This window comes from Pseudomonas sp. GM41(2012) (assembly GCF_000282315.2).
Classification (GTDB): domain Bacteria; phylum Pseudomonadota; class Gammaproteobacteria; order Pseudomonadales; family Pseudomonadaceae; genus Aquipseudomonas.
This window is the reverse complement of sequence record NZ_AKJN02000007.1, coordinates 240,397-260,834: the sequence shown is the minus strand read 5'-3', so window position 1 is coordinate 260,834 and position 20,438 is coordinate 240,397. Positions and strand designations below refer to the sequence as shown.

At 59.2% G+C, this 20,438-nt stretch carries 15 protein-coding genes and 1 pseudogene; 2 read left to right on the top strand and 14 right to left on the bottom strand.

Annotated elements, in window-relative coordinates; translation table 11 throughout:
- Positions 1-3: 3 nt before the first annotated feature.
- The 14 genes and pseudogenes from tssK to tssA form a co-directional block, all read right to left on the bottom strand.
- A complete protein-coding gene (tssK, locus tag PMI27_RS13295) occupies positions 4-1,335 on the bottom strand; it encodes a type VI secretion system baseplate subunit TssK (protein WP_008150090.1) in 1,332 nt (443 codons plus the stop codon).
- A 2-nt stretch (positions 1,336-1,337) separates the two neighbouring features.
- Positions 1,338-1,838: a type VI secretion system lipoprotein TssJ gene (tssJ, locus tag PMI27_RS13300; protein ID WP_008150089.1), complete on the bottom strand. Its 501-nt coding sequence runs from the start codon at positions 1,836-1,838 to the stop codon at positions 1,338-1,340.
- A 5-nt stretch (positions 1,839-1,843) separates the two neighbouring features.
- Positions 1,844-3,040, bottom strand: coding sequence for a type VI secretion system-associated FHA domain protein TagH (tagH, locus tag PMI27_RS13305; RefSeq protein ID WP_008150088.1), 1,197 nt, complete (start codon positions 3,038-3,040; stop codon positions 1,844-1,846).
- 17 nt (positions 3,041-3,057) lie between these two features.
- On the bottom strand, positions 3,058-3,198 hold the full coding sequence (locus tag PMI27_RS13310) for a hypothetical protein (protein ID WP_008150087.1): 141 nt from the start codon (positions 3,196-3,198) through the stop codon (positions 3,058-3,060).
- Between the two features lie 297 nt (positions 3,199-3,495).
- Positions 3,496-5,013 carry a sigma-54 interaction domain-containing protein gene (locus tag PMI27_RS13315; RefSeq protein WP_008150086.1) on the bottom strand — a complete coding sequence of 506 codons (1,518 nt, stop codon included), beginning with the start codon at positions 5,011-5,013 and terminating at the stop codon, positions 3,496-3,498.
- A gap of 10 nt (positions 5,014-5,023) precedes the next feature.
- The gene (gene tssH / locus PMI27_RS13320) at positions 5,024-7,678 is read right to left on the bottom strand and encodes a type VI secretion system ATPase TssH (protein ID WP_008150085.1); all 2,655 of its coding nucleotides are present in this window, start codon (positions 7,676-7,678) and stop codon (positions 5,024-5,026) included.
- Positions 7,679-7,691: 13 nt separating this feature from the next.
- Positions 7,692-8,699: a type VI secretion system baseplate subunit TssG gene (tssG, locus tag PMI27_RS13325; RefSeq protein WP_008150084.1), complete on the bottom strand. Its 1,008-nt coding sequence runs from the start codon at positions 8,697-8,699 to the stop codon at positions 7,692-7,694.
- Positions 8,663-10,450, bottom strand: coding sequence for a type VI secretion system baseplate subunit TssF (tssF, locus tag PMI27_RS13330; RefSeq protein WP_008150083.1), 1,788 nt, complete (start codon positions 10,448-10,450; stop codon positions 8,663-8,665). The genes tssG and tssF overlap by 37 nt, the downstream gene beginning before the upstream one ends.
- A 24-nt stretch (positions 10,451-10,474) precedes the next feature.
- Positions 10,475-10,873, bottom strand: coding sequence for a hypothetical protein (locus PMI27_RS13335; RefSeq protein ID WP_008150082.1), 399 nt, complete (start codon positions 10,871-10,873; stop codon positions 10,475-10,477).
- A 165-nt stretch (positions 10,874-11,038) separates the two neighbouring features.
- Positions 11,039-11,308, bottom strand: a pseudogene (locus tag PMI27_RS13340) (PAAR domain-containing protein); the annotation flags it as partial.
- Positions 11,309-11,318: 10 nt separating this feature from the next.
- Entirely contained in the window at positions 11,319-11,726 is a 408-nt protein-coding gene (tssE, locus tag PMI27_RS13345) for a type VI secretion system baseplate subunit TssE (protein WP_008150080.1), read from the bottom strand.
- 13 nt (positions 11,727-11,739) lie between these two features.
- Positions 11,740-13,215, bottom strand: coding sequence for a type VI secretion system contractile sheath large subunit (gene tssC, locus PMI27_RS13350; protein WP_008150079.1), 1,476 nt, complete (start codon positions 13,213-13,215; stop codon positions 11,740-11,742).
- A gap of 28 nt (positions 13,216-13,243) precedes the next feature.
- Positions 13,244-13,747 (bottom strand): type VI secretion system contractile sheath small subunit, encoded by a 504-nt coding sequence (gene tssB / locus PMI27_RS13355; protein WP_008150078.1) that lies wholly within the window; start codon positions 13,745-13,747, stop codon positions 13,244-13,246.
- A 32-nt stretch (positions 13,748-13,779) separates the two neighbouring features.
- A complete protein-coding gene (tssA, locus tag PMI27_RS13360; RefSeq protein WP_008150077.1) occupies positions 13,780-15,336 on the bottom strand; it encodes a type VI secretion system protein TssA in 1,557 nt (518 codons plus the stop codon).
- Between the two features lie 678 nt (positions 15,337-16,014).
- Between tssA and tssI the strand changes: the two genes are divergently transcribed.
- Positions 16,015-19,443, top strand: coding sequence for a type VI secretion system tip protein TssI/VgrG (gene tssI, locus PMI27_RS13365; RefSeq protein ID WP_008150076.1), 3,429 nt, complete (start codon positions 16,015-16,017; stop codon positions 19,441-19,443).
- Complete coding sequence (locus PMI27_RS13370) at positions 19,436-20,122, top strand: DUF2931 family protein (protein WP_008150075.1); 687 nt, start codon at positions 19,436-19,438, stop codon at positions 20,120-20,122. Before tssI ends, PMI27_RS13370 begins: the two co-directional genes overlap by 8 nt.
- Positions 20,123-20,438 lie beyond the last annotated feature (316 nt).

Genomic DNA, 20,438 nt, shown 5'->3' with positions numbered 1-20,438 from the left:
CGGTCAGTTCCTGATGGCCCAGAATTTCAGTTCAAGCTCGGCAAATTCGCCGGACACGTGGAACGCGAAACCGCCGGAGCGCTCGAGTTGTGCCAGGTCTTCGGAACTGAGTTCGAGAATGAAATAGGTTTTGTTGGAGTGGAACGCGATCTGCCGCGGGGCCACCGGCAACGGTTTGACCTTGATGCCCGGCAGATGCAGGTTGACCAGTTGGCGGATGCGCTCCACCGGGCCGACCTTGAGGTGCGCCGGCAAGCGATGGCGCAGTTCTTCGGAGTCGCAGTTGGCACTGGCGGCGAGCACGAACGAGGCCGAGCCCAGCAGTTTGTGGTCGTGCAACGGCGAGACGATGATCCCGTACTGGCGCGCTTGCAGGACCAGTTCGATGGCGTGCTGTTCGAGCACCATCGACAGCACCTGACGAATCGCTTCCATCAGTTTGCGGAAGCTCGCACCCTGGTCGCTGTGCTGGTAACGGCTGTCCAGGCGCGGGCGTTTGCTGTCACTGGAAAACGTCGCCAGATCGCCGAGCATGGTCAGCAGCGTGCGGTACAACTCTTCCGGGTGAACCTGTTCCAGGCCGAGGTAGTGGCGCAGCAGCATTTCGGTGCGGTTGATCAGTTGCAGCATCATGAAGTCGCCGACTTCTGCGCCACCGACTTTGCCGTTGGAACGGATCCGCTCGGCGATGGTGTCGCCACGGTGACCGAGCATGCTGATCACTTCTTTCAGGCACGACAGCAGGTAGCTGGACGAATGCGCCTGAATGTAGGTCGGCACAAAGTCCGGGTCGAGGCTGATCACGCCGTCGGGCGTGGTGTCGAGCACTTCACAGATCTTCAGTTTCACGTAGGCCTGGTCGCTCTGCTGCTCGCCGAGCAACAGTTTGAAGTCCGGGCGACCGCAGCTGACCTGGCTGGCGGAATCGTCGCCGGCGTTGGAGTCGGCGACTTCCGCTTCGTACGCGGTATAGCGCGCCAGTACGTCGGATTGCTCCGGACGACGCGACTCGATGTGGTTGCCAGTGACCAGCGGCAGCGCCAGGTAGATCGGCGTGTTGCCGGTGTTCGGTGGCACGTCGAGGGCCAACGGTTCGGTGTTGCCGCCGAGTTCGAACAGGCTGCCGTCCGGCAGAATCCCCGAGGCCTGGCTGATCACCAGTTTGCCCATGTTGAGGAACTGCAAGTCGATGTCCAGGTTCAGGAAGCCCCAGGTGTAGCTGCCCAGCAACTGCGTGCGGGTCTTCATCTGGTGGTCGTAGTAGCGATCGTTGTGCTGGAAGTGCTGCGGACGCAGCAGCATGCCTTCCTGCCAAATCACTTTATGGGAATTCATGATCAGTCATCCGCCTTGGCGAGCGTTTCGTTGCTGTTGCGAATACCGGCCTGGTCGAGGGTCAGATCAGCGTCGGTGACTTCCACCGGGGTGACTTGCACCGTGTAGCGCCATTTGGTTTCCGGCAGATCGCGGTAGGCGGCGAGGATGCCGACGTAGCGACTGCCCTCCTCCACGCTGAGTTTCATCTCCACGGTTTCACCTGGACGCAGCTCAATTTCTTCGCTGGCCACCAAGTCCGGGGCCAGGGATTCCTTGGCTCGCTCGTACAGGCTGAAGAAGTCAGCATTCTCGAACGTCACCGGATGCTTGAGCTCGAACAGACGCACAACAATCGGCGATGGACGCCCGTTGAGGTCCGGGTTCAGCTGATCGCTGGCGGTCAGCTTCAGGTTGAGCTTGGTGACGTGGGAATACGGCGACAGCGACGAGCAGCCGGCCAGCAGCACCAGGGCCGCGAACGCTGTCAGCGTCTTGAAAAAAGCGGTCGAGCAGCGAGACATGCGCATCATCCTTGGTGGTCGGTGTGAAGGGTGGAAATCAGGCGGATCTGTTCTTCGTAGGCCTGAGCGAAGTCGCGGGCCAGCAGGCGCTCGCTCCAGTCATCGTCCTGACGCAGGGCCTGGTGATAACGACCGTAAGCTCTCCAGCGACTGCCGGACGTGGCGAGCAACGGCTTGTTGTCGCGCTCGAAACGCAGGGTCAATTGCTGTGGCGAGAAGTGCTCCAGCGTGCCGCGAACGGCAGCGCGGCTGGCGGTCAGCAAGGCCACCTGATGCGCCTGCAAATCGCGGAACGCACGGGAGATCGCCTGCTCGGCCGGCAATTGGCCCGGCTTGTTTGGCTGCAACAAAATGCCCAACGCTTCGCCGGCATCGACGGCAAATTTCAGCGGGTTCTTTTGGGTGCCTTGCACGGTGGTCTGGGCCAGACGCAGTTCGTTTTTCAGTTCGCTGCGGGTGCGCAGGCTCTGCTGCAAGCCACCGACGCTTTGCTTGAGCAGGCGTGCAGCGTTCAGCGCCAGGGCTTCGCGGGCGTCGTGGTCTAGGCCTTTGAGGTCCACGCCCAACGCGGCACCGAAGTGCTCCCAGAAACCTTCACTCTGACGCTCGACCGCTTTCGGCGGCGGAGCTGGCGCAGGTTCTGCCGGGGCGTTGATCAGCTCCGGCACCATCAGGCTTTCCATGTCGATGCGCGCATAGTCGGCGCGCTGACGGGTGTCTGAGAGGGTGGTGCTCGGGGAGATCAGTTCGTCGATTTCCGAATACACGCGCTCTTGCTGATCGAGTGCGTTCAGCGGATCGAGATCGAGAAACGCATCGTCCGGAATGATGCTGCCCGCTGCTTGCGGACGGCCGACTTCAACGTCGAAGGTCGCCGGGTCGCGCACCAGTCGCGCACGGATCTCGAAGTCACCCAGCACGTAGACACTGCCGTGCTCGATGCGCATCGCTTCGCCCTTGCGCAGGCGCGCGCCGCTTTCGCTGTCCTGGATACCGTTGCTGCTGGTATCGGTCAGGAAAAACGTGCCTTCGCGGTAGCTGATCAACGCGTGGTGGTTGGACAGGTGACGCTTGCGGTCCGGAATGATCCAGTCGCAATCCTCGCCCCGACCGATCACGCCACCGGCCTGTTTGAAGGTCTTCTGGCACAAATCCGTGGGCACGAACTGCTTGGTGTTGAGCATTTCGAAAACCAGTTCCATGGTGATACTCCTTGCGGTCACTTGCCGCGATTGACCGCCTGCGGATCACCCAATGGGCGATAGGTGTTGTCGTTGTATTTGTAATTGCCGCTACAGCCGCCGAGGCCGCATAGAACGACGAGGGTCAGCAGGACGGCTTGCCAGTGACGAACAGACATCAGAGGGTCTCCAGGGGTAGACAAAGTACAAAGCGCCGACCCGTTTGGGCGGCGCTGTTAGAAGCGGATGAGGTGGATTGGGAGGCTCTATTCCAAGGCCTATCGCCAATCACAAGGGAAATGCTGGCCCCCTGTGGCGAGGGGACTTGTCCCCGTTGGGTCGCGAAGCGGCCCCAAAACCGGCTACCCCGTTTATTCAGGCAGACCGCGTTGGCTGAATTGCGACTGCTGCGCAGCCGAACGGGGACAAGTCCCCTCGCCACAGAGAGCTTGCTCACCTCAGGAATTTGTTTTGGATTACCCATCGAAATCACCCAAATTGATATTCAGGCGCCCGAGGCGGTACAGCAGGGTGCGACGTGGCAGTCCGAGCTCGCGGGCGGCGAGGGTCTGGTTGCCGTCGTTTTTGCGCAGGCAATCGAGCAGCAGACTGCGCTCGACCTGCTCCAGGCGTTCGCGCAGGTTCAAGCTGCTGTCTTCCGGCATGGCTTCCATGCGCAGGGAGAAATGCTCGGCCAGTAACTCACCGCCCTCGCACAGCAGCACCGCGCGTTCGACCAGGCCTTTGAGTTCACGCACGTTGCCGGGGAAGGTGTAACCGGACAGGTGATCCAGCGCCGCATCGGACCAGCACACCGCATCGCGCTGCAAGAACGAGCAGGCCTTGTCGGCGAAGTGCCGGGCCAGGTCGAGGATGTCGCCTTCGCGCTGACGCAGGGCCGGCAACTCGATCGGGAATTGCGCGAGACGGTAGTACAAGTCCTCGCGGAATTTGCCTTCGCTGACCAGCACCGACAGATCACGGTGAGTCGCGGCGATGATGCGCACGTCGATTTTGTGGGTGTCGTTGGAGCCCAGCGGGCGAATCTCGCCTTCCTGCAGAACCCGCAACAGCTTGGCTTGCAGCGACAACGGCATGTCGCCGATTTCATCGAGCAGCAAGGTGCCGCCGTTGGCCGCGTCGAACAGCCCGGCACGGTCGCGATCAGCACCGGTGAACGCGCCTTTGCGGTAGCCGAACAGTTCGCTTTCCAGCAGGTTCTCGGGGAACGCCGCGCAGTTCTGCACGATGAACGCCTGGGAACGGCGCGGGCCGCAATCGTGAATCGCCCGCGCCACCACTTCCTTGCCTGTGCCGGTTTCGCCGCGCAGCAGCACGGTATACGGGCTGTGCAGGACTTTGCTGATCAGCGAGTAGGTCTCGCGCATGGCCTTGCTCTTGCCGATCAAGCCGTAACCGCTGGCGCTCGGAACGCTGATCTTCGCCGGTCGTGCATCACCGATTGGCTGACGCAGACGTTGCAACAAATGCAGTTGGCCAAGTACGAACGAACCGAGTTGACCGAGGGAATCGGCAAAGCCTTGCAGGTCGATGTGCCGGCGACTGGCGCACAGCAGCAAGCCCTCGACAGCTTTCTGCTGATTGACCATTGGCACGCATAACAGCGACTGCCAAGGCGTGGCCTGAGGTGGCAGGAAACTGGTTTCGTGCAGGCTGCCGCTCAGTTCGCTGAGGCTCACCACGCGGTTCTGGCACAGGGCGAATTGCAGCAGTTGTTCACCGTTGTAGTCCGCCGGCAGGCTCGCTGCTTCCCGGGGTTGCAGGATGCCGTTGAGGCATTCGGCGTTCATCCCCAGGCACGTGTGAGTCGCGTCCAGCAGGTACAGCTGCGTCAACTCGCAACCGCTGAGCTCGGCCAACCCGCGCACGAAGTCACCCAGCAGCGCAGCACCGTCCGCCGCACGCGACAAGCTGGCGAACTGCGCCAGCAAGGCTTCGGCATAGACCAGCGGTTGCGGCACTTGAGTGAACATCACACCCACCTCAGGCGAACTCGCACGTCACGCTGGCGTTGCCGTCGAGCGTCGCGTGGACACGCTTGAGGCTTTCGCCCGTGGCCATCGCATCGAGCAAGCGGTCAGCCACCAGTGGCAGCACGTGCAGGTCGAGCAAATGGTCGATCAGGCGCGCGCCACTGTCGCTCTGGGTGCAGCGATCTGCCAGGTGATCGACGAGGTCTTGCGAGTAAGTGAAATCCAGCTGACGACGGTTCAGGCGCTCACCCAAACGGCCGAGTTTGATTTCGATCAGCTCGCGCAGCACCGGGCCGCCCACCGGGTAGTAAGGCACCACGCGCATGCGGGCCAACAGCGCCGGTTTGAAGTGTTTGCTCAGCACCGGGCGGATGGTTTCTTCGAGCACTTCGGCCGACGGCCGCGCGCCGTTTTCACAGAGCTCGGCGATACGGTCGCTGCCCAGGTTCGAGGTCATCAGGATCAGCGTGTTGCGGAAGTCGATCTCGCGCCCTTCGCCGTCGTTGGCCACGCCTTTGTCGAAGATTTGGTAGAACAGGTTCAGCACGTCCGGGTCGGCTTTCTCGACTTCATCGAGCAGCACCACCGAGTACGGTTTCTGGCGCACGGCTTCGGTGAGCATGCCGCCCTCGCCATAACCGACGTAGCCCGGCGGCGCGCCGATCAGGCGCGACACGGTGTGCTTCTCCTGGAACTCGGACATGTTGATGGTGGTGATGAAACGATCACCGCCGTACAGCAAATCCGCCAGGGCCAGCGCGGTTTCGGTCTTGCCGACGCCGCTCGGGCCGACCAGCAGGAACACGCCGACCGGCGCATCAGGTTTGTTCAGGCCGGCAGCGGTGGCGCGCATCGAGCGGTCCAGTGCGTGAACGGCTTGTTCCTGACCACGGATGCGGGTGCGCAAGTCGGTAGCGAAGCTTGCGACCTTGGCGTTGTGCTCACGGGCCAGTTGGGCCAATGGCACACCGGTCCAGGCGCTGATCACTTCGGCGACCAGACGCGGGCAGACTTCGAAGCTCACCAGACGTTCTTTGATCTGAAGTTCGGTCAGGGCTTTGTGGGTTTCGTTCAGCGCAGCTTCCAGGGACGCAACGCTTTGCGCTTCGTCCACAGGGGCTTCGAGCGTTTCGATCACAGTGCCTTCGGCATCTTCTTCAACCGTGACAGTGGGCTCGACGGCGGCAGCTTCGCGGGCCTTGGCCAGTTGCTGACGCAGATCCAGCAGGCGCTCCGCCAGTTCTTTCTGCTCGGTCCACAGCGTTTCCAGAGCGACCCTTTCGTCTTCAGCTTCAGCCAGGCGATCTTCCAGAACGTCCAGCGCTTCATGATCGATCAACAAACCGGCCTCGGCATCACGGCGCAGGGCCTGGCGCTGACGGCCACCTTCAGCCAGTTCACCTCGCAGGCGTTCAAGGCTTTCCGGGGCAGCGGCGAGGCTGATGCGCACGCGAGCGCACGCGGTGTCGAGCACGTCGACGGCTTTGTCCGGCAGCTGACGGCCCGCAAGATAGCGAGCAGACAACTCGGCCGCCGCCACCACTGCGTCGTCGCGCAGGTAGATGCCGTGGCTCTTCTCGTAGACCTGAGCCAGGCCACGCAGGATGGTCACCGCTTCGCTGACGGTCGGTTCGTGCAGTTGCACCGGCTGGAAACGACGGGCCAGGGCCGGGTCTTTTTCGAAGTACTTCTTGTACTCCGCCCAGGTGGTGGCGGCGATGGTGCGCAACTCGCCACGGGCCAGGGCTGGCTTGAGCAGGTTAGCCGCGTCGGAACCGCCGGCGTTGCCGCCCGCGCCGATCAGTGTGTGAGCTTCGTCGATGAACAGGATGATCGGTTTCGGCGAGGCTTTGACTTCGTCGATCACGCCCTTGAGGCGACGTTCGAATTCACCTTTGACGCTGGCGCCCGCCTGCAACAGGCCCATGTCCAGCGACAGCAACTCGACGCCTTTCAAGACTTGCGGCACTTCACCCGCCGCGATGCGCGAGGCCAGACCTTCGACGATGGCGGTTTTACCGACGCCGGCTTCACCGACCACAATCGGGTTGTTTTTGCGGCGACGGGCGAGGATGTCGACCATCTGACGGATCGCGCCATCGCGGCACAACACCGGGTCGAGTTTGCCGTCGCGGGCTTGTTGGGTCAGGTTGTGGGTGAAGCGCTGCAGCAGCGATTCGCCGGGCACAGCGGGTTTACCGGTGGCCGGTTGCTCTTTCTGCGACAGGGCGAATTCTTTCAGTCGCTCGATGTTCAGTTTGGACAGCAACGACTGGTAGCGGCTGCCGGCGTAGCGCATCGGGTTGCGCAACAGCGCGAGGATCAACGCGGCTTGCTCGACCTGGCTTTGGCCCAATTCAAGGTTGGCCACCAGCAACGCGTCTTGCAGCCACTGCACCAGTTCCGGGGCGAACACCGGATTGCGCGACGCGCTGTGCTCGACCCGCGATTGCAACGCGGCGCTCAGCTCACCAGCATCCACTTCGGCGTCTTGCAGCGCGCGTGCGAGCAAGCCTTGCGGGCGCTCCAGCAAGCCCAGTAGCAAGTCTTCGACGAGGATCTTGCTGCCGCCACGGGCGACGCAGCGTTCGGCCGAACTTTCCAGGTCACGACGGGTTTCGGCGTCCAGCGCCTGGATAAGTTGTTGCAGGTCTACGTTGATCATTGGTCATCTGTCCTTAATGAATTTTGCTGCCCAGGGTCACCACGCCGTCCGCTTTTTCGCGGCCGAGCCAACTGGTCCATCCCAGGCGACAGGCGTTCTGCTCACCGATGCGCAGTTCGCGGATTTCTTCCTGGCGCAGCACCAGGCGAATGTCGTAATCGAGCGGGTCACGCAGGGTGAACCGCACCAGCGCACAGAGCGGCTGATAGCCGAAACCGATCGGCAGAAATTCGTGGAAGCGTTGCCAGTCGAGTTCACGGATGTGGATGCGGAACTTGCCGCTGCGGTCGCGCACGTGTTCGCCCAGCACCAGGTCTTCGCCGAGCAGGCTGTTGGCGCGGCCCAAGCGATTGCGCTGCTCCTCGAGGATTTCGACACGACGCTCAATGCACTGCTCGATGGTCAGCTCTGCATGTTTGAAGTAGTAACGCAGCACCGCTTCGATCAGCGCCGCCGAGTGCGCCCGCAAACTGAGCAAGCCGAGGTACGGCAGCAGGCGTTTCCAGTTCAGTTCCCGGGCCTTGCGGATCTCTTCGCCGCCGAGGCCGATCAACGCAAACAGCTGCGACGAAAACGGGTCGAGGGCACCGCTCTGGAAGCTTGCGCGGTAGCGGTATTTTTTCCAGATCGGCAGCATCAGCCGTTGCAGGCGATGGTGGAACAGGTCGAGAAAGTTGCGGGTCGGGTTGCCGTCTTCGCTATCGCCCAGGGCCTGTTCGCCGTAGAACGCCGGCAGTGGCGAACCGGAACCGACCAGGCCGATCAGGTTGAAACGCAGACGCGCGCGCATCTGCCCGTGCTCTTCGAAAAACTCCACGCGATCGACGTCACTGCCGGGGAAACCCAGGCTCGGATTGGCCTGGAATTCCAGCTGGTCGTACAGATCGTCTTCGCTCAGGTACGGGTGCGCCTCGCGCAGCCGGTCAACCACCAGCAGCACGGCCTGAAACAGCGAGTACTCGCGTATTACCCGGGTCAGCCCGCTTAAAGCAGGGGTTGCAGACCCATACGTGGTGTCCATTGGTACACCTCTCCCTGTGTGCTTTTTACCCGCAGCTCGTGGTACGAATTGAGACTGGCGTAAAGCGCGAAAAACTCGTTAAGAACCGAAGCGAAAACGAACAGGTCGCCCTCACCGATATACCCTTCCGGGTCGATGGTCAGCTCGGTGCGCAACCCGCGTACCGGCAACCCTCGGTGCAAGCGGTCGACGTGTTGGTGTTTGATCGACTTGAGCCCGCCCAGCAGACGCTTGCTGACTTTTTCAGCGTGTTGGTCGTAGTAGCGCGGCAGGTCGTAGGTTTCGAGAATCACCTTCAACGCATTGACGTCGGCCAGCGACAGGTAGTTAAGCGACATGTTGCTGATCAGCTTCCAGAGGAAGTCACGGTTCAGCGGCGGCGCATAACTGGGCGTGGCCGGGGTGATGTTGCGGAAACTGAGGAACTCCGGCGTCTCTTCGCAGGCCATGCAGATGTCGCCGAGCTTGAGCTTGCGCGGCAAGTTCTGGTTGGTGCACATCAGCTCGATCGACAGGGTTTCGTGGGCTTCGGTGTGGCGAATGCCGAAGCTCAGGTACGTGTCGAGGCCGTCGTGCAACGAGGACGAACGCTGGCGGATGCTGTAGTGCGGACGGCTGTTGGGCACGTCGAAACTCGGGTCGTGCTCGAACGATTCGAACGGCACGTACTCCTGATAACCGAGGCCACCGGGCTTCCAGCCAGTGACGGTTTCCACCGAAAACACGCCGCAGTTTTGCAGGTCGTATTCGGCTGGCAGCAGCAGGTATTCGTCCTGCTTGCCGTCGAGGCGGATCGGCAGTGCATCATGCTTGAACAGGTTGACGATCGGCGTGCAGTAGAGCTTCACGTTGTCCAGCGTCGGACGCAGGCGCTGGATGCCGCTCTTGCGAATATCGAAGCGCAATTCCAGGCCGCGCACCTGCTTGAGCGTGTCTTCCGGCAGGGCCTTGAGCAGGTCCAGGCCGTTGACGTCGACGAACAGGAATTTGTCCTGGAAGGCGAAATATTCCTGCAAGTAGCGGTAGCCACGGAAGGTGTTCAGCGGATACGGGATCAACGCTTCTTCTTCGGCAAAACCCACCGGCTGCACGCGGTCGCCGGGCATCTTGAATGCCATTGGCGTGCCGTTTACACCGTTGATGGGCTTACCGGCACCGTCCAGCGGGATCAGCTCGATGCCTTCCAGGTTGCGCAACAGGCTCAGGTACAGCATCTGGCTGATGTAGCGCTCACCGGCGAAGTGCAGACGCAGACGACTCAGCTCCAGTTCACCGAGGTGACCGTCAGCGCTCATCTCCAGACGCAGGCTCAACAGCGAACCGTCGCCTTTCACCGAATATGTCAGTGCAGCCAGGTCCAGCGGCAAGACTTCGGTCGGATAGCAGGTACGGAAACGGCAACGCACGTCATCGATCGGCACAGTCTCAACCGGCGTGTCGCGCTCGACCATCAACGCAGGTCCCGATCGCTTCAACGGATCGAACTGCAAAATGCTGAACGCCGGCAGCGGGCGCATGTAGTTGGGCCACAGCAGATGCATCAGCGAGTGGCTGAGCTCGGGCAGTTCGTCATCGAGCTTCTGACGCAGGCGACCGGTCAGGAACGCAAAGCCTTCCAGCAACCGCTCCACGTCCGGATCCCGCCCGGCCTGACCCAGGAAAGGCGCCAACGCCGGGCTACGCTCGGCGAATCGACGACCTAACTGGCGAAGTGCGGTGAGTTCGCTTTGGTAGTAGTGGTTAAAGGACACGGGTTACCTGCCTGGTGTTGAATCTCATGAATAAAACGTCCTGTAGAGCGCAACCGTCAGACCGGCACAGACGTAGCCGGCGATCAGCAGGTAAGGCAAAACCAAGACCCAGCCGAACGTCATGAAAAACCCATCAGACTGCTCGGCGAACGCACGGCTCAAGCCATAAATCACCCATGGCACGGCGTAAAAAGGGATGAACTTCAAAGGTGCCAGCCAAACCATTAGCAGCGCTTGTTGCTCATCTCGACCCTTGACCGCCCGGGTCATCCACAGCGAAAACGCACCGTACCCAGGGATGCCCCACCACAGCAGGTACAGCCACTCGGAATGGGTGGAATCCAGCTTTGAATACTCGCCAGCCCACAGGCCACTGAAAAAAATCGCCAACAACGCGGGCAATGGCCACCACAAGGCAACCATGAGGAAACTCCGTCGCCCTCTGCTAAGCATGATTGGCCACCGATGGAGGGGCGCTGTTCAGCTCTTCATAAAACTCGAAGTAATCGAGCCATGGCTGCGGGATCACTTCGATACCTCCCTGCGCGCAGGTTTCATGGGCAGGAATACGCTGCCAAATGCCAATTACCCAATGATCACGGTCCCGGACCCGGCCGTAACCTTGTTGCCATGAGTCCCCACCGAGTCCACGGTGGCGGCAGGTTTGCCGTTAATCAAAACGGTCCCCGACAACCCGCCGACCATCGCACCACCACACGCCGAGGCATCGCCTTGGCGGGCGGCCGCGAGGCCGTCGAAGAACACGTCGCCGGAACCGGCGGCGATCGGGTTGGTGCCGTGACCGGGGAGCGGGCAAGCGGTAGGGTCGGTGACACGTGCTGCTGGTTTGCCGGACATACGAATCTCCTTAGTTGACCTTCACTTGACCGCTGCCATCCAGGCGCGCGGCGAAACTGACCTGACGCTTGAAACCATCAACTTCCAGCAAGCCTTCGATGCTGAAGGACAGGCGAAGCTGATCGTGGTCACGCGGCAGGGAAATGACACGCACATTGCTCAGGCGTGGCTCGTAGGCTTCGATGAAATTTTCGATGGCCAAACGGGCCTGACTCAGGGAGTCGTGCAGGCTCAGACGCATGTCATTGAGATCGGGTAGCCCGTAATCGGACAGCGTTTGCACGCTGCCCGCACGGGTGCTGAGCATCTTGGCCAGATGGGCAGCCACGGACGCCATGGCGGAGACCTCACGGCTCCAGCCGACGCGTTTGTCCGCGTCGCCACCCAGGCGTTCGAAAAGGCTGCCGTATCCAGTCATGAGTGAGCTCCGTTTACTCTTTGTCCAGCTTGCCAACCAGCGACAGGGTGAAATCGGCACCCATGTACTTGAAGTGCGGGCGCACGTTCAGGCTGACGCGGTACCAGCCAGGCTCGCCTTCAACATCGCTGACGATGATCTGGGCAGCGCGCAGTGGACGACGGCCACGCACTTCGGCGCTTGGGTTTTCCTGGTCGGCCACGTACTGGCGAATCCACTTGTTGAGTTCCAGTTCAAGGTCGGTACGTTCTTTCCACGAACCGAGTTGCTCGCGCTGCAGCACTTTCAAGTAGTGAGCCAGGCGGTTGACGATCATCATGTACGGCAGTTGGGTGCCGAGCTTGTAGTTCAGCTCTGCTGCTTTGCCTTCTGCGCTGATGCCGAAGAACTTCGGCTTCTGCACCGAGCTGGCGGAGAAGAACGCCGCGTTGTCGGAGCCTTTACGCATGGTCAGGGAGATGAAGCCTTCCTCGGCCAGTTCGTATTCACGACGGTCGCTAACCAGAACCTCGGTAGGAATCTTGGTTTCGATTTCGCCCATGCTTTCGAAGTGGTGCAACGGCAAGTCTTCAACCGCACCACCGCTCTGCGGGCCGATGATGTTCGGGCACCAGCGGAATTTGGCGAAGCTGTCGGTCAGCTTGGTGCCGAACGCGTAGGCGGTGTTGCCCCACAGGTAATGCTCGTGGCTGTTGGCGACGGTTTCTTTGTACACGAACGATTTGACCGGGTTTTCTTCCGGGTCGTACGGGTTACGCAGCAGGAAACGCGGCACGGTCAGGCCAACGTAACGGGAGTCTTCCGACTGGCGGAAGCTCTGCCATTTGGCGAATTGCGGGCCTTCGAAGTGATCTTTCAGATCCTTCAGGTCCGGCAGACCGGTGAAGCTTTCCAGGCCGAAGAATTTCGGGCCGGCCGCGGCGATGAACGGCGCGTGGGACATGCAGGCAACGCTGGACACGTACTGCATCAGTTTCACGTCCGGCGAGCTTGGGGACATGAAGTAGTTGGCGATGATCGCGCCCACCGGCTGACCACCGAACTGACCGTATTCAGCGGTGTAGATGTGCTTGTACAGACCAGACTGCATCACTTCCGGCGAATCTTCGAAATCGTCCAGCAGGTCGTCTTTGGAGACGTTGAGGATTTCAATCTTGATGTTTTCGCGGAAGTTGGTGCGGTCGACCAGCAACTGCAGGCCGCGCCACGACGATTCCAGGGACTGGAAGGACGGGTGGTGCAGGATTTCGTCCATCTGGCGGCTGAGCTTGGCATCGATCTCGGCGATCATGCGGTCAACCATGGCTTTCTTGACCGGCTCACCGCTGTTCTGCGGCTTGAGCAGCTCTTCGATGAAGGCCGATACACCGCGCTTGGCGATGTCGTAGGCTTCGTCGTCCGGCGTCAGGCGAGTTTCGGCGATGATGCTGTCGAGAATGCTGTATTCGCCGTTCTCATTGCTCTTTTGCTGTGCTGCGCTAGTGCTCATTGTGTTGGCTTCCTTGGCTGATGGAGACTCAGGCGTCCTGGGCGGCGGCGTTCAAGCCCAGCTCACCCAATACGCGACCGCGGGATTCGTCGTCGGCGAGAACGCCTTCGATGGCTTTGCGGAACGCAGGCGCGTTACCCAGCGGGCCTTTGAGGGCCACCAGCGCGTCGCGCAGTTCCATCAGTTTTTTCAGCTCAGGTACTTGCTCGACCAGGCTGGCCGGGTTGAAGTCCTTCATCGAGTTGACGCGCAGTTGCACGCCCAGCTCTTCAGTGCTGCCCTCTTCCTGAAGGCGGTTCGGCACGTTCAACGTCAGGGTCAGCTCTTGCTTGGCCAGCACTTCGTCGAAGGTCATCTTGTCGATGCTGATCGGCTTGCGATCTTCGACTTTACGTTCGTCCTTGCGGTGGGTGTAGTCACCGATTGCCAGTAGTTTCAACGGCAGTTCAATCTCTTCCTGAGCACCACCGGTGGCAGGTTTGAAAGTGACGTTGATGCGTTCCTTGGGGGCTACCGAGCCTTCTTTGGCCATGGCTATTCTCCTTGCGGTTGTGGCCCTGGGGCCTATTCGAGTACCACTTCGAGATCGAGGTGGCACAGCCTGCGATAAATCTCTTCCTTGCGTTCACGTACGGCATGGTTCTGCGGCAACAACTCGCAGCAGCTATGCAGTAAATGCAGCACTTCCAGCGCAAGATCGGGCTCCCAGGCGTTCAGGCCTGAGTCCTGTAATGTTTGGTCTAGGGTTTCGAGTTGGGTCTTGGCCAGTTCGTATTTCTTGGCCATGAAGCACAGCCGCGCGAGGGCGAACTGCCAGAAGAACCGGGCGCGTCCGCCTTGGGCGCTTTGCAGGCCTTGCTTGAGGATCTGCACGGCGGCCTTGAGGCCGTCCTTGCGCAGGATCGGCAGGACCTCTACCAGGGCCACCTCCCAGGCTGGCTGGGTGTCGGCGACTTCGACCTTGCGCGGCGCGCTGGCGCTTTGCAGGTGCGGCATGACGTGGGCGCTGACCCAGGCGCGGGTGGCCGGATCGGCAAACGGGGCGCCGTCATGGAAACGCAATTCGATGATGCCGGGCAGGCGCTGAATCAAAAGCGCGAAGTGGATTTCCACTTCGCGCATAGCCATCTCGGCGTTGAGCCCCTGGAGGCACTCCCAAACCATTCGCTGGCCATCGAACCAGAACGGCGCCTTCGCCAGGCTCGCCTCCAGTTCCACCAGCAGGTCAGCGTACTTGGCCTGGTCGTAACGGTCCTGGTAGGTCTTGAGCTTGTCGGCCGGCAAGCCGCGCAGAACGGTGATTTGCTCGGCGTTGCGCTCGGGCACCGCATCGATGGGCAGCCACAACAGTGTGCGATTGAGGCGCAAGGCGCGCAGGTCGGTGGCTTTCTGCTTGAGCCACCAGGCACACAACGGCCGCGCGCTTTCCTGCTGGGCGCGCAGGGCCTTGTGGGCTTCTTTCTCGTTGTCGATTGGCGCGCCGGGGGTGAACAGCTGCGTGGCGGCCTGCTTGACCTGAGCCACCGCGGCCCCCACTACACCCGGTTCGGGCTGGTTGTCGGCGGCGCGCTGAACCATGTTTTTCAAGCGGCGGGAGATCGGCAGCAACAACGGCGCATCGTCGCCCAAGTGCTCGGTGCAAGCGGCATCGAGGCCTTCAAGGTGTTCGACCAGCCGCCGGAACATCGGCAACTGCTCTTTGATCGCGACGTTTTCGGTCAGCACCTGCTCAAGACGCGGCACCAACCAACTGATGGCAGCGGAGCGGGTGCGGGCCTTGTTCGGGTGGACTTCAGCCCAGTGGCTTTCGCAAAGGTAGTGCAGCAAACCGAGGCCGGCCAGCAGCCCTTGAAAGGATTCGCGCTGGTACAGGGCCCAGGTCAGCCAGGCGCCAACCCGCAAGTCCTTGGACTGGGTGCGCAGCAGGTTTTCACTGTTTTCACGGATTTTCAGCCAGTCGATCTGACCGCTTTCGTGCATGGACGAGGCTTTGGCCAGCTCGCTTTCCAATGCTTCATATTCGCTCGAAAAGCGAACATCCTCGCCCGCGAAATTCTCTTTGGAAACAGAGGCTTTTGCGAGGTCAAGGTAATGAGCAGAAAGTTTGCTTGAGTAGGACATCCATGGCCTTTAATTAGGATTACAGTCATACGTCTATTGGATTTCCAACGACGCGAGACAGAATCAAAGAGCTGCGATGAGTCTCATCCAATTGAGATCGTGCTCTTACAAAGTGGGCGCATCGTAATCACAATGATGGCCACTAGCAAGCATCTGATTAAACAACAAGACGAAGTGTGTTTTTATCTCGTAGGAGATGTCCCTATATGTAGCAGGGGAATCCCTGAGATTGGTTTAATTGTTCATTCTGCGACCAACCGGCCTGAAACCATCGAGATAGAGCCATCAGCCCCTCCACCTTAATAAATGCCATATTCATCTGACGATTCGCCCCTGAGGCAGGCGCGAAGCATGCCAAAAATTCAAAATGATGAATGTAGGAGCATTCCGAAATGTTACCGATATCTATGAATTAGGCGATGAGTGACAACCGTCAATAAGAAAAGTGCCATCATTTTGATAGCACTTTATATTTCAAGCAAAGTTCCAAAATGGAACTTTCGGTATCGCGGAAATTTCATACCGGGCTTCAAGATCCCTCCTACATCAATACTTTGGATGCCTTGTTAGCGTGCAAGGCATTTTTGGCGACCTGTTCGGGCCAGGCACGACTCGGACATCGCGATTTGTTCTCTCTCTCAGCTTAAGGACGAGCTAAAAAAGCAAAAGGACAAGCGCATGTTCGCACCCGCTAATGCCCCTCAATTCACCCTCGTAATCCCGACGGTTCGCAACGATTTTAAGGTGCTGGCCTTTGAAGGCACTGAAACCATCAGCGCGCTGTACTCAATCAGCGTCGATCTGGTCAGCGAATACCCGGATATCGATCTGGAAAGCCTGCTTGACCAACCTGCCTATTTGCAATTCGGACTTAACGGCGAAGGTATTCACGGTCACATCGTAAGCGTGTCCGCGGGTGATGCTGGTAAACGCCTGACCCGCTATCGAGTAAACCTTGCCCCGGCGCTGCATTACCTGCAGTTCAGCCAGGATCAGCGAATTTTCCAGGGTCAGACGGTGCCGCAAATCATCGCTCAGGTCTTCAAGGGGCACGGCATTCAGGCCGATGCATTTACCTTCCACATCAAAGCAAGTCCCCCGCGCGAATACTGCACTCAATACCGGGAAAATGATTTGGAGTTCGTCCAGCGGCTCTGCGCCGAGGAAGGCATTACGTGGCATCACCAGCATTCCTTGCAAGGCCATGTGCTGGTGTTCACCGATGACCAGACATTCTTCCCAAAACTGGGCGAAACGCCGTATCAGCAAGACTCCGGCATGGTGGCGGAGCATCCGGTCGTCAGCCAGTTTTCCATGGGTTTCAAAACCCGCCCCAGCGTGGTAACCCGCCGTGACTACGACCTGAAACGCCCGAATGCGTTGCTGGAAAGTCGCTTTACCGCTGAGTTCAGTCCCGAGCTGGAAGACTATAGCTACCCGCTGCCATTGGAGAGCGAAAAGCGCGGCAAACAGCTGGCCCGGCAGGCACTGGAACGGCACCGAGTCGATTATCAGTTGGCGGAAGGCAAAAGCGACCAGCCAACGCTGCGCAGCGGCCACTTTTTCAGCCTGACTAACTCCCCACACGAAACGCACAACGATCTCTGGCTGCTACTTAGTGTTACTCACACCGGCAAGCAACCTCAGGTGCTCCAGGAGTCAATCACCAGCGCGACCGAACCTGAGAACGGCTTTACCCAGGGCTACCGCAACAGCTTCAGCGCCATTCCCTGGGACGTTTTTTACCGGCCTCCGATGCCTGCACCTAGACCCATGCTGAATTGCCAGACCGCTCGCGTCACCGGACCTGTCGGCGAAGAGATTTACTGCGACGAATACGGACGCGTCAAAGTCAAATTTCACTGGGACCGGTCTGAACGCAGCAATGAAAACAGCAGTTGCTGGCTACGGGTGGCGTCCAGTTGGGCGGGGGATCAATTCGGCGCGGTGACCATTCCGCGTATCGGCATGGAAGCCATCGTCACCTACCTCGAAGGCAATCCCGATAATCCGTTGATAACCGGCTGCCTGATCAACAAGGTCACGCCGCCGGCCTACCCATTGCCCGAAAACAAAACCAAAACCGTACTTCGTACCCACAGCTCCCCCACTACGGGTGGCTACAACGAATTGTCGATGGACGATCGCGCTGGCGATGAGTTGATCCATCTGCGTGCTCAGCGGGATATGGAGCAGAAGGTTGGAAACGACAGCCGGATTGAGGTGGGTAATGAGAGTCGAGTCACGATCAAAGGCGACCGTATTACGGTGCTGGGATCTGAAGAGCACCTCACTATCACGTCGGATCGAAAAATTCAGGTAAGCGGCAACGACTACCTGCATGTCGCTGGCGACTGCCACACAAGAGCCGATGAAACGCTGGTTATCGAAGCCGGTGAGCACCTGCACATCAAGGCCGGCGCACACCTTGTGATAGATGCGGGTGAGAGCCTTTCCATTAAGGTCGGCGATCAGCACATCGTGCTCAACACCGACGGTATTTTCAGTAGTAGCGCGATTGAGGTCGGCGGTTCTCCGAAGCCGGGCACGGCCGCACATACATTGCTTCAGGGGGCTGCGGCGGGCTTGTTGGTGTCCGTCGCGCCTGAGCATTCGGCATCGGAAGAGAATGAATCGGATGAGCTGGAGGAAGAGGAGGAAGAAGTCGAAGAGGAAGGGATTACTTTGCGGATTGGGGTGTTTTTTGATGGCACCGGGAATAACCGATCCAACAGTGAAATGGTTACCGGGTGTTATGCGCGGGATGTGAATCTGCTGGAGGAGGCTGAGGATATTCGGCAGTTTTGTCAGGCGCATGGGTATGACGTTCAGGGGAACACGCCGGACAGCAGTTATGGGAATGACACGAGTAATGTGGCGAAGCTGCATGACTTGTATAGCGATGACAGTAAGCGGTTATTGGCTATTGAAGAAACCATTGGGTACATCCCAATTTATCTGGATGGAATTGGCACCAGCAGTGGTGAAGAAGATTCACCTTTTTCATTGGCAACCGGCGTAGGTGCACACGGTGTATTAGCACGGGTTGCGCAGAGTCCAGCGCGTATTCTCGAAAGGGTTGAGCGGTTCAAGCGATCTAATCCTGATCGAAAGGTTGAACGTGTCGAGTTCGATATCTTCGGTTTCAGTCGCGGTGCCGCCGCTGCGCGGCATTTTGCCAATGAAGTCCAGAAAGGAGAGAAGAGTCCATTGGCAGCGCTGCTTCCAGGCAATGCGACGTTATTTACCGAGGACTTTTCCTGGCGCACCAACACCGATGTCTCCATCAACTTTATCGGCATTTTCGACACCGCTGCCGCAATAGGCAGCATGGCTGACGGTGACTTTAGCGTCCACGACGCCAACAACCCCGGTGTGAACTTGTATCTGGCGCCCGATGTGGCAAAAAAGGTTGTGCATTTGGTGGCGCGGGATGAGCGTCGCCATAACTTCTCACTCAATAGCGCCGGCGCTGCTGATATCAAGCTGCCCGGCGTCCACTCCGACTTGGGTGGAGGTTATATACCAAATGTCATTGAACGAGTTCTGCTTAGCAAGCCGCGCTGCAGCCGCGATATGGAACTTCACGTGCCTTCCACAGCGTCAACCGCCTATCGTTGGGCTGAGCAAGAGCTAGGTCGCCTTCAGGATCAACTCGATCTGTATGGGCTAACACTGGAGGTGAAAACCTGGGCGGTGGAGATGACTGGCAACGCAAAAGGCGACAGATCCAAATCGAAAAATGCTTATGCCGCGGTCCACAGCGAGCGGACTGTCCGCAACGATCTGGCGTTGGTTTACCTGCGAATCATGCGCGAGTTGGGGGCCAGGCACGACGTCCCGCTCAAGGTTATTGACGAAGAGGATCAAACGTACGCATTACCGACAGAGCTGAAACCGATTGCCAAAAAACTGATGGCTTATGCGTTAGGTGACACTCGCCGCACGAGCCTGAGCCTCGACGAAGAGGAGCTGCTCTACCGCCGCTATATCCATCTGTCTGCGAACTGGAATGCTGCCAAAGGCTGGAACAATAGCGATCTGAACGTCGTGTTTATTAATCGACCTGCCGAAAACTATAAGCGCGTGGTGCATCCCAATGCATAGGTGCTCACCCTTGCTTAAGTCCGGCTTTGCACTGCTTTTTGTGTTGTTGGGAGGATGTGCCTCTGTCGAGAGTAGATCACTACCTTATGACGCGTGGAGCCTTGATTTTTTTTCGCCTGACTATATGGAAGTCTGGATCGAAACGGCCAGTGTCGTTGATATCAATGAGCGCGTGTTCCTTCGCGCGGGCAGCGGTATACCGGCTATGGGGTATCCACGCGCAATGAGCAAAGGCGTACCGTCCGAGTTCAGAGGCAAACCAGCTGGATGGCGAGAAGATCCTGGAGGAAAAGGTAGATATGTCACCGGGGCTGACCTGCCTCGTTTGGTCTATGTACGTTGGCAGTCCATGGCAGAACCGCAGACCTACGGGGCCTACATCGAGATCCCTGAATCTGCGCGGGACACCATGCTCAAGGGTGAAACAGCTTATTGCGGTGCGGTAGGCAAATGGAAAACCGATTACCGAAAGTTTTTGACTATCGGCCTGGCGCCAGGAGGAATCGCCAAGGCGTGGTTGGGAGGGCCTTGTCTTAAATCGACCGAAGTCACCCGAGTCCAAGGCACGATCAGTCCCAAAGGTCCTTACGGGGGCACGTCCAATGGAAAACATCGGCCGCTTTCAGAGGAGTCCAAAGCCTACATCGACAAATTCGGCATTCCCTATGGAAGTTGGTAGGGAGCGCCAAGATTTTCGATGGTTAAACACCGCTTGACCATGCTTGTTTAAAAGCCTTGTAGGTAACGTCGTGAAAGCTACAACTCCTTGCGTCGTTGCCTACGGCTACGCCAGAATCCGCCGGCTTGTGCGCCTTGGGGGCGGTCGGTAACTTGGTTCCTGTCACTGCCCATCAGTGATCGGGTTTAGTCGCTCGCTGGTAATTGAAGATGCACAAGCTTCTGTCAGACAGGTATTTCCTACCTGCATTTGATGGTGGCTGTGCGTAGGGCACCTTCGGGTGCGCCGGCTTCTTCAATTCCCCGGTCCGACTAAC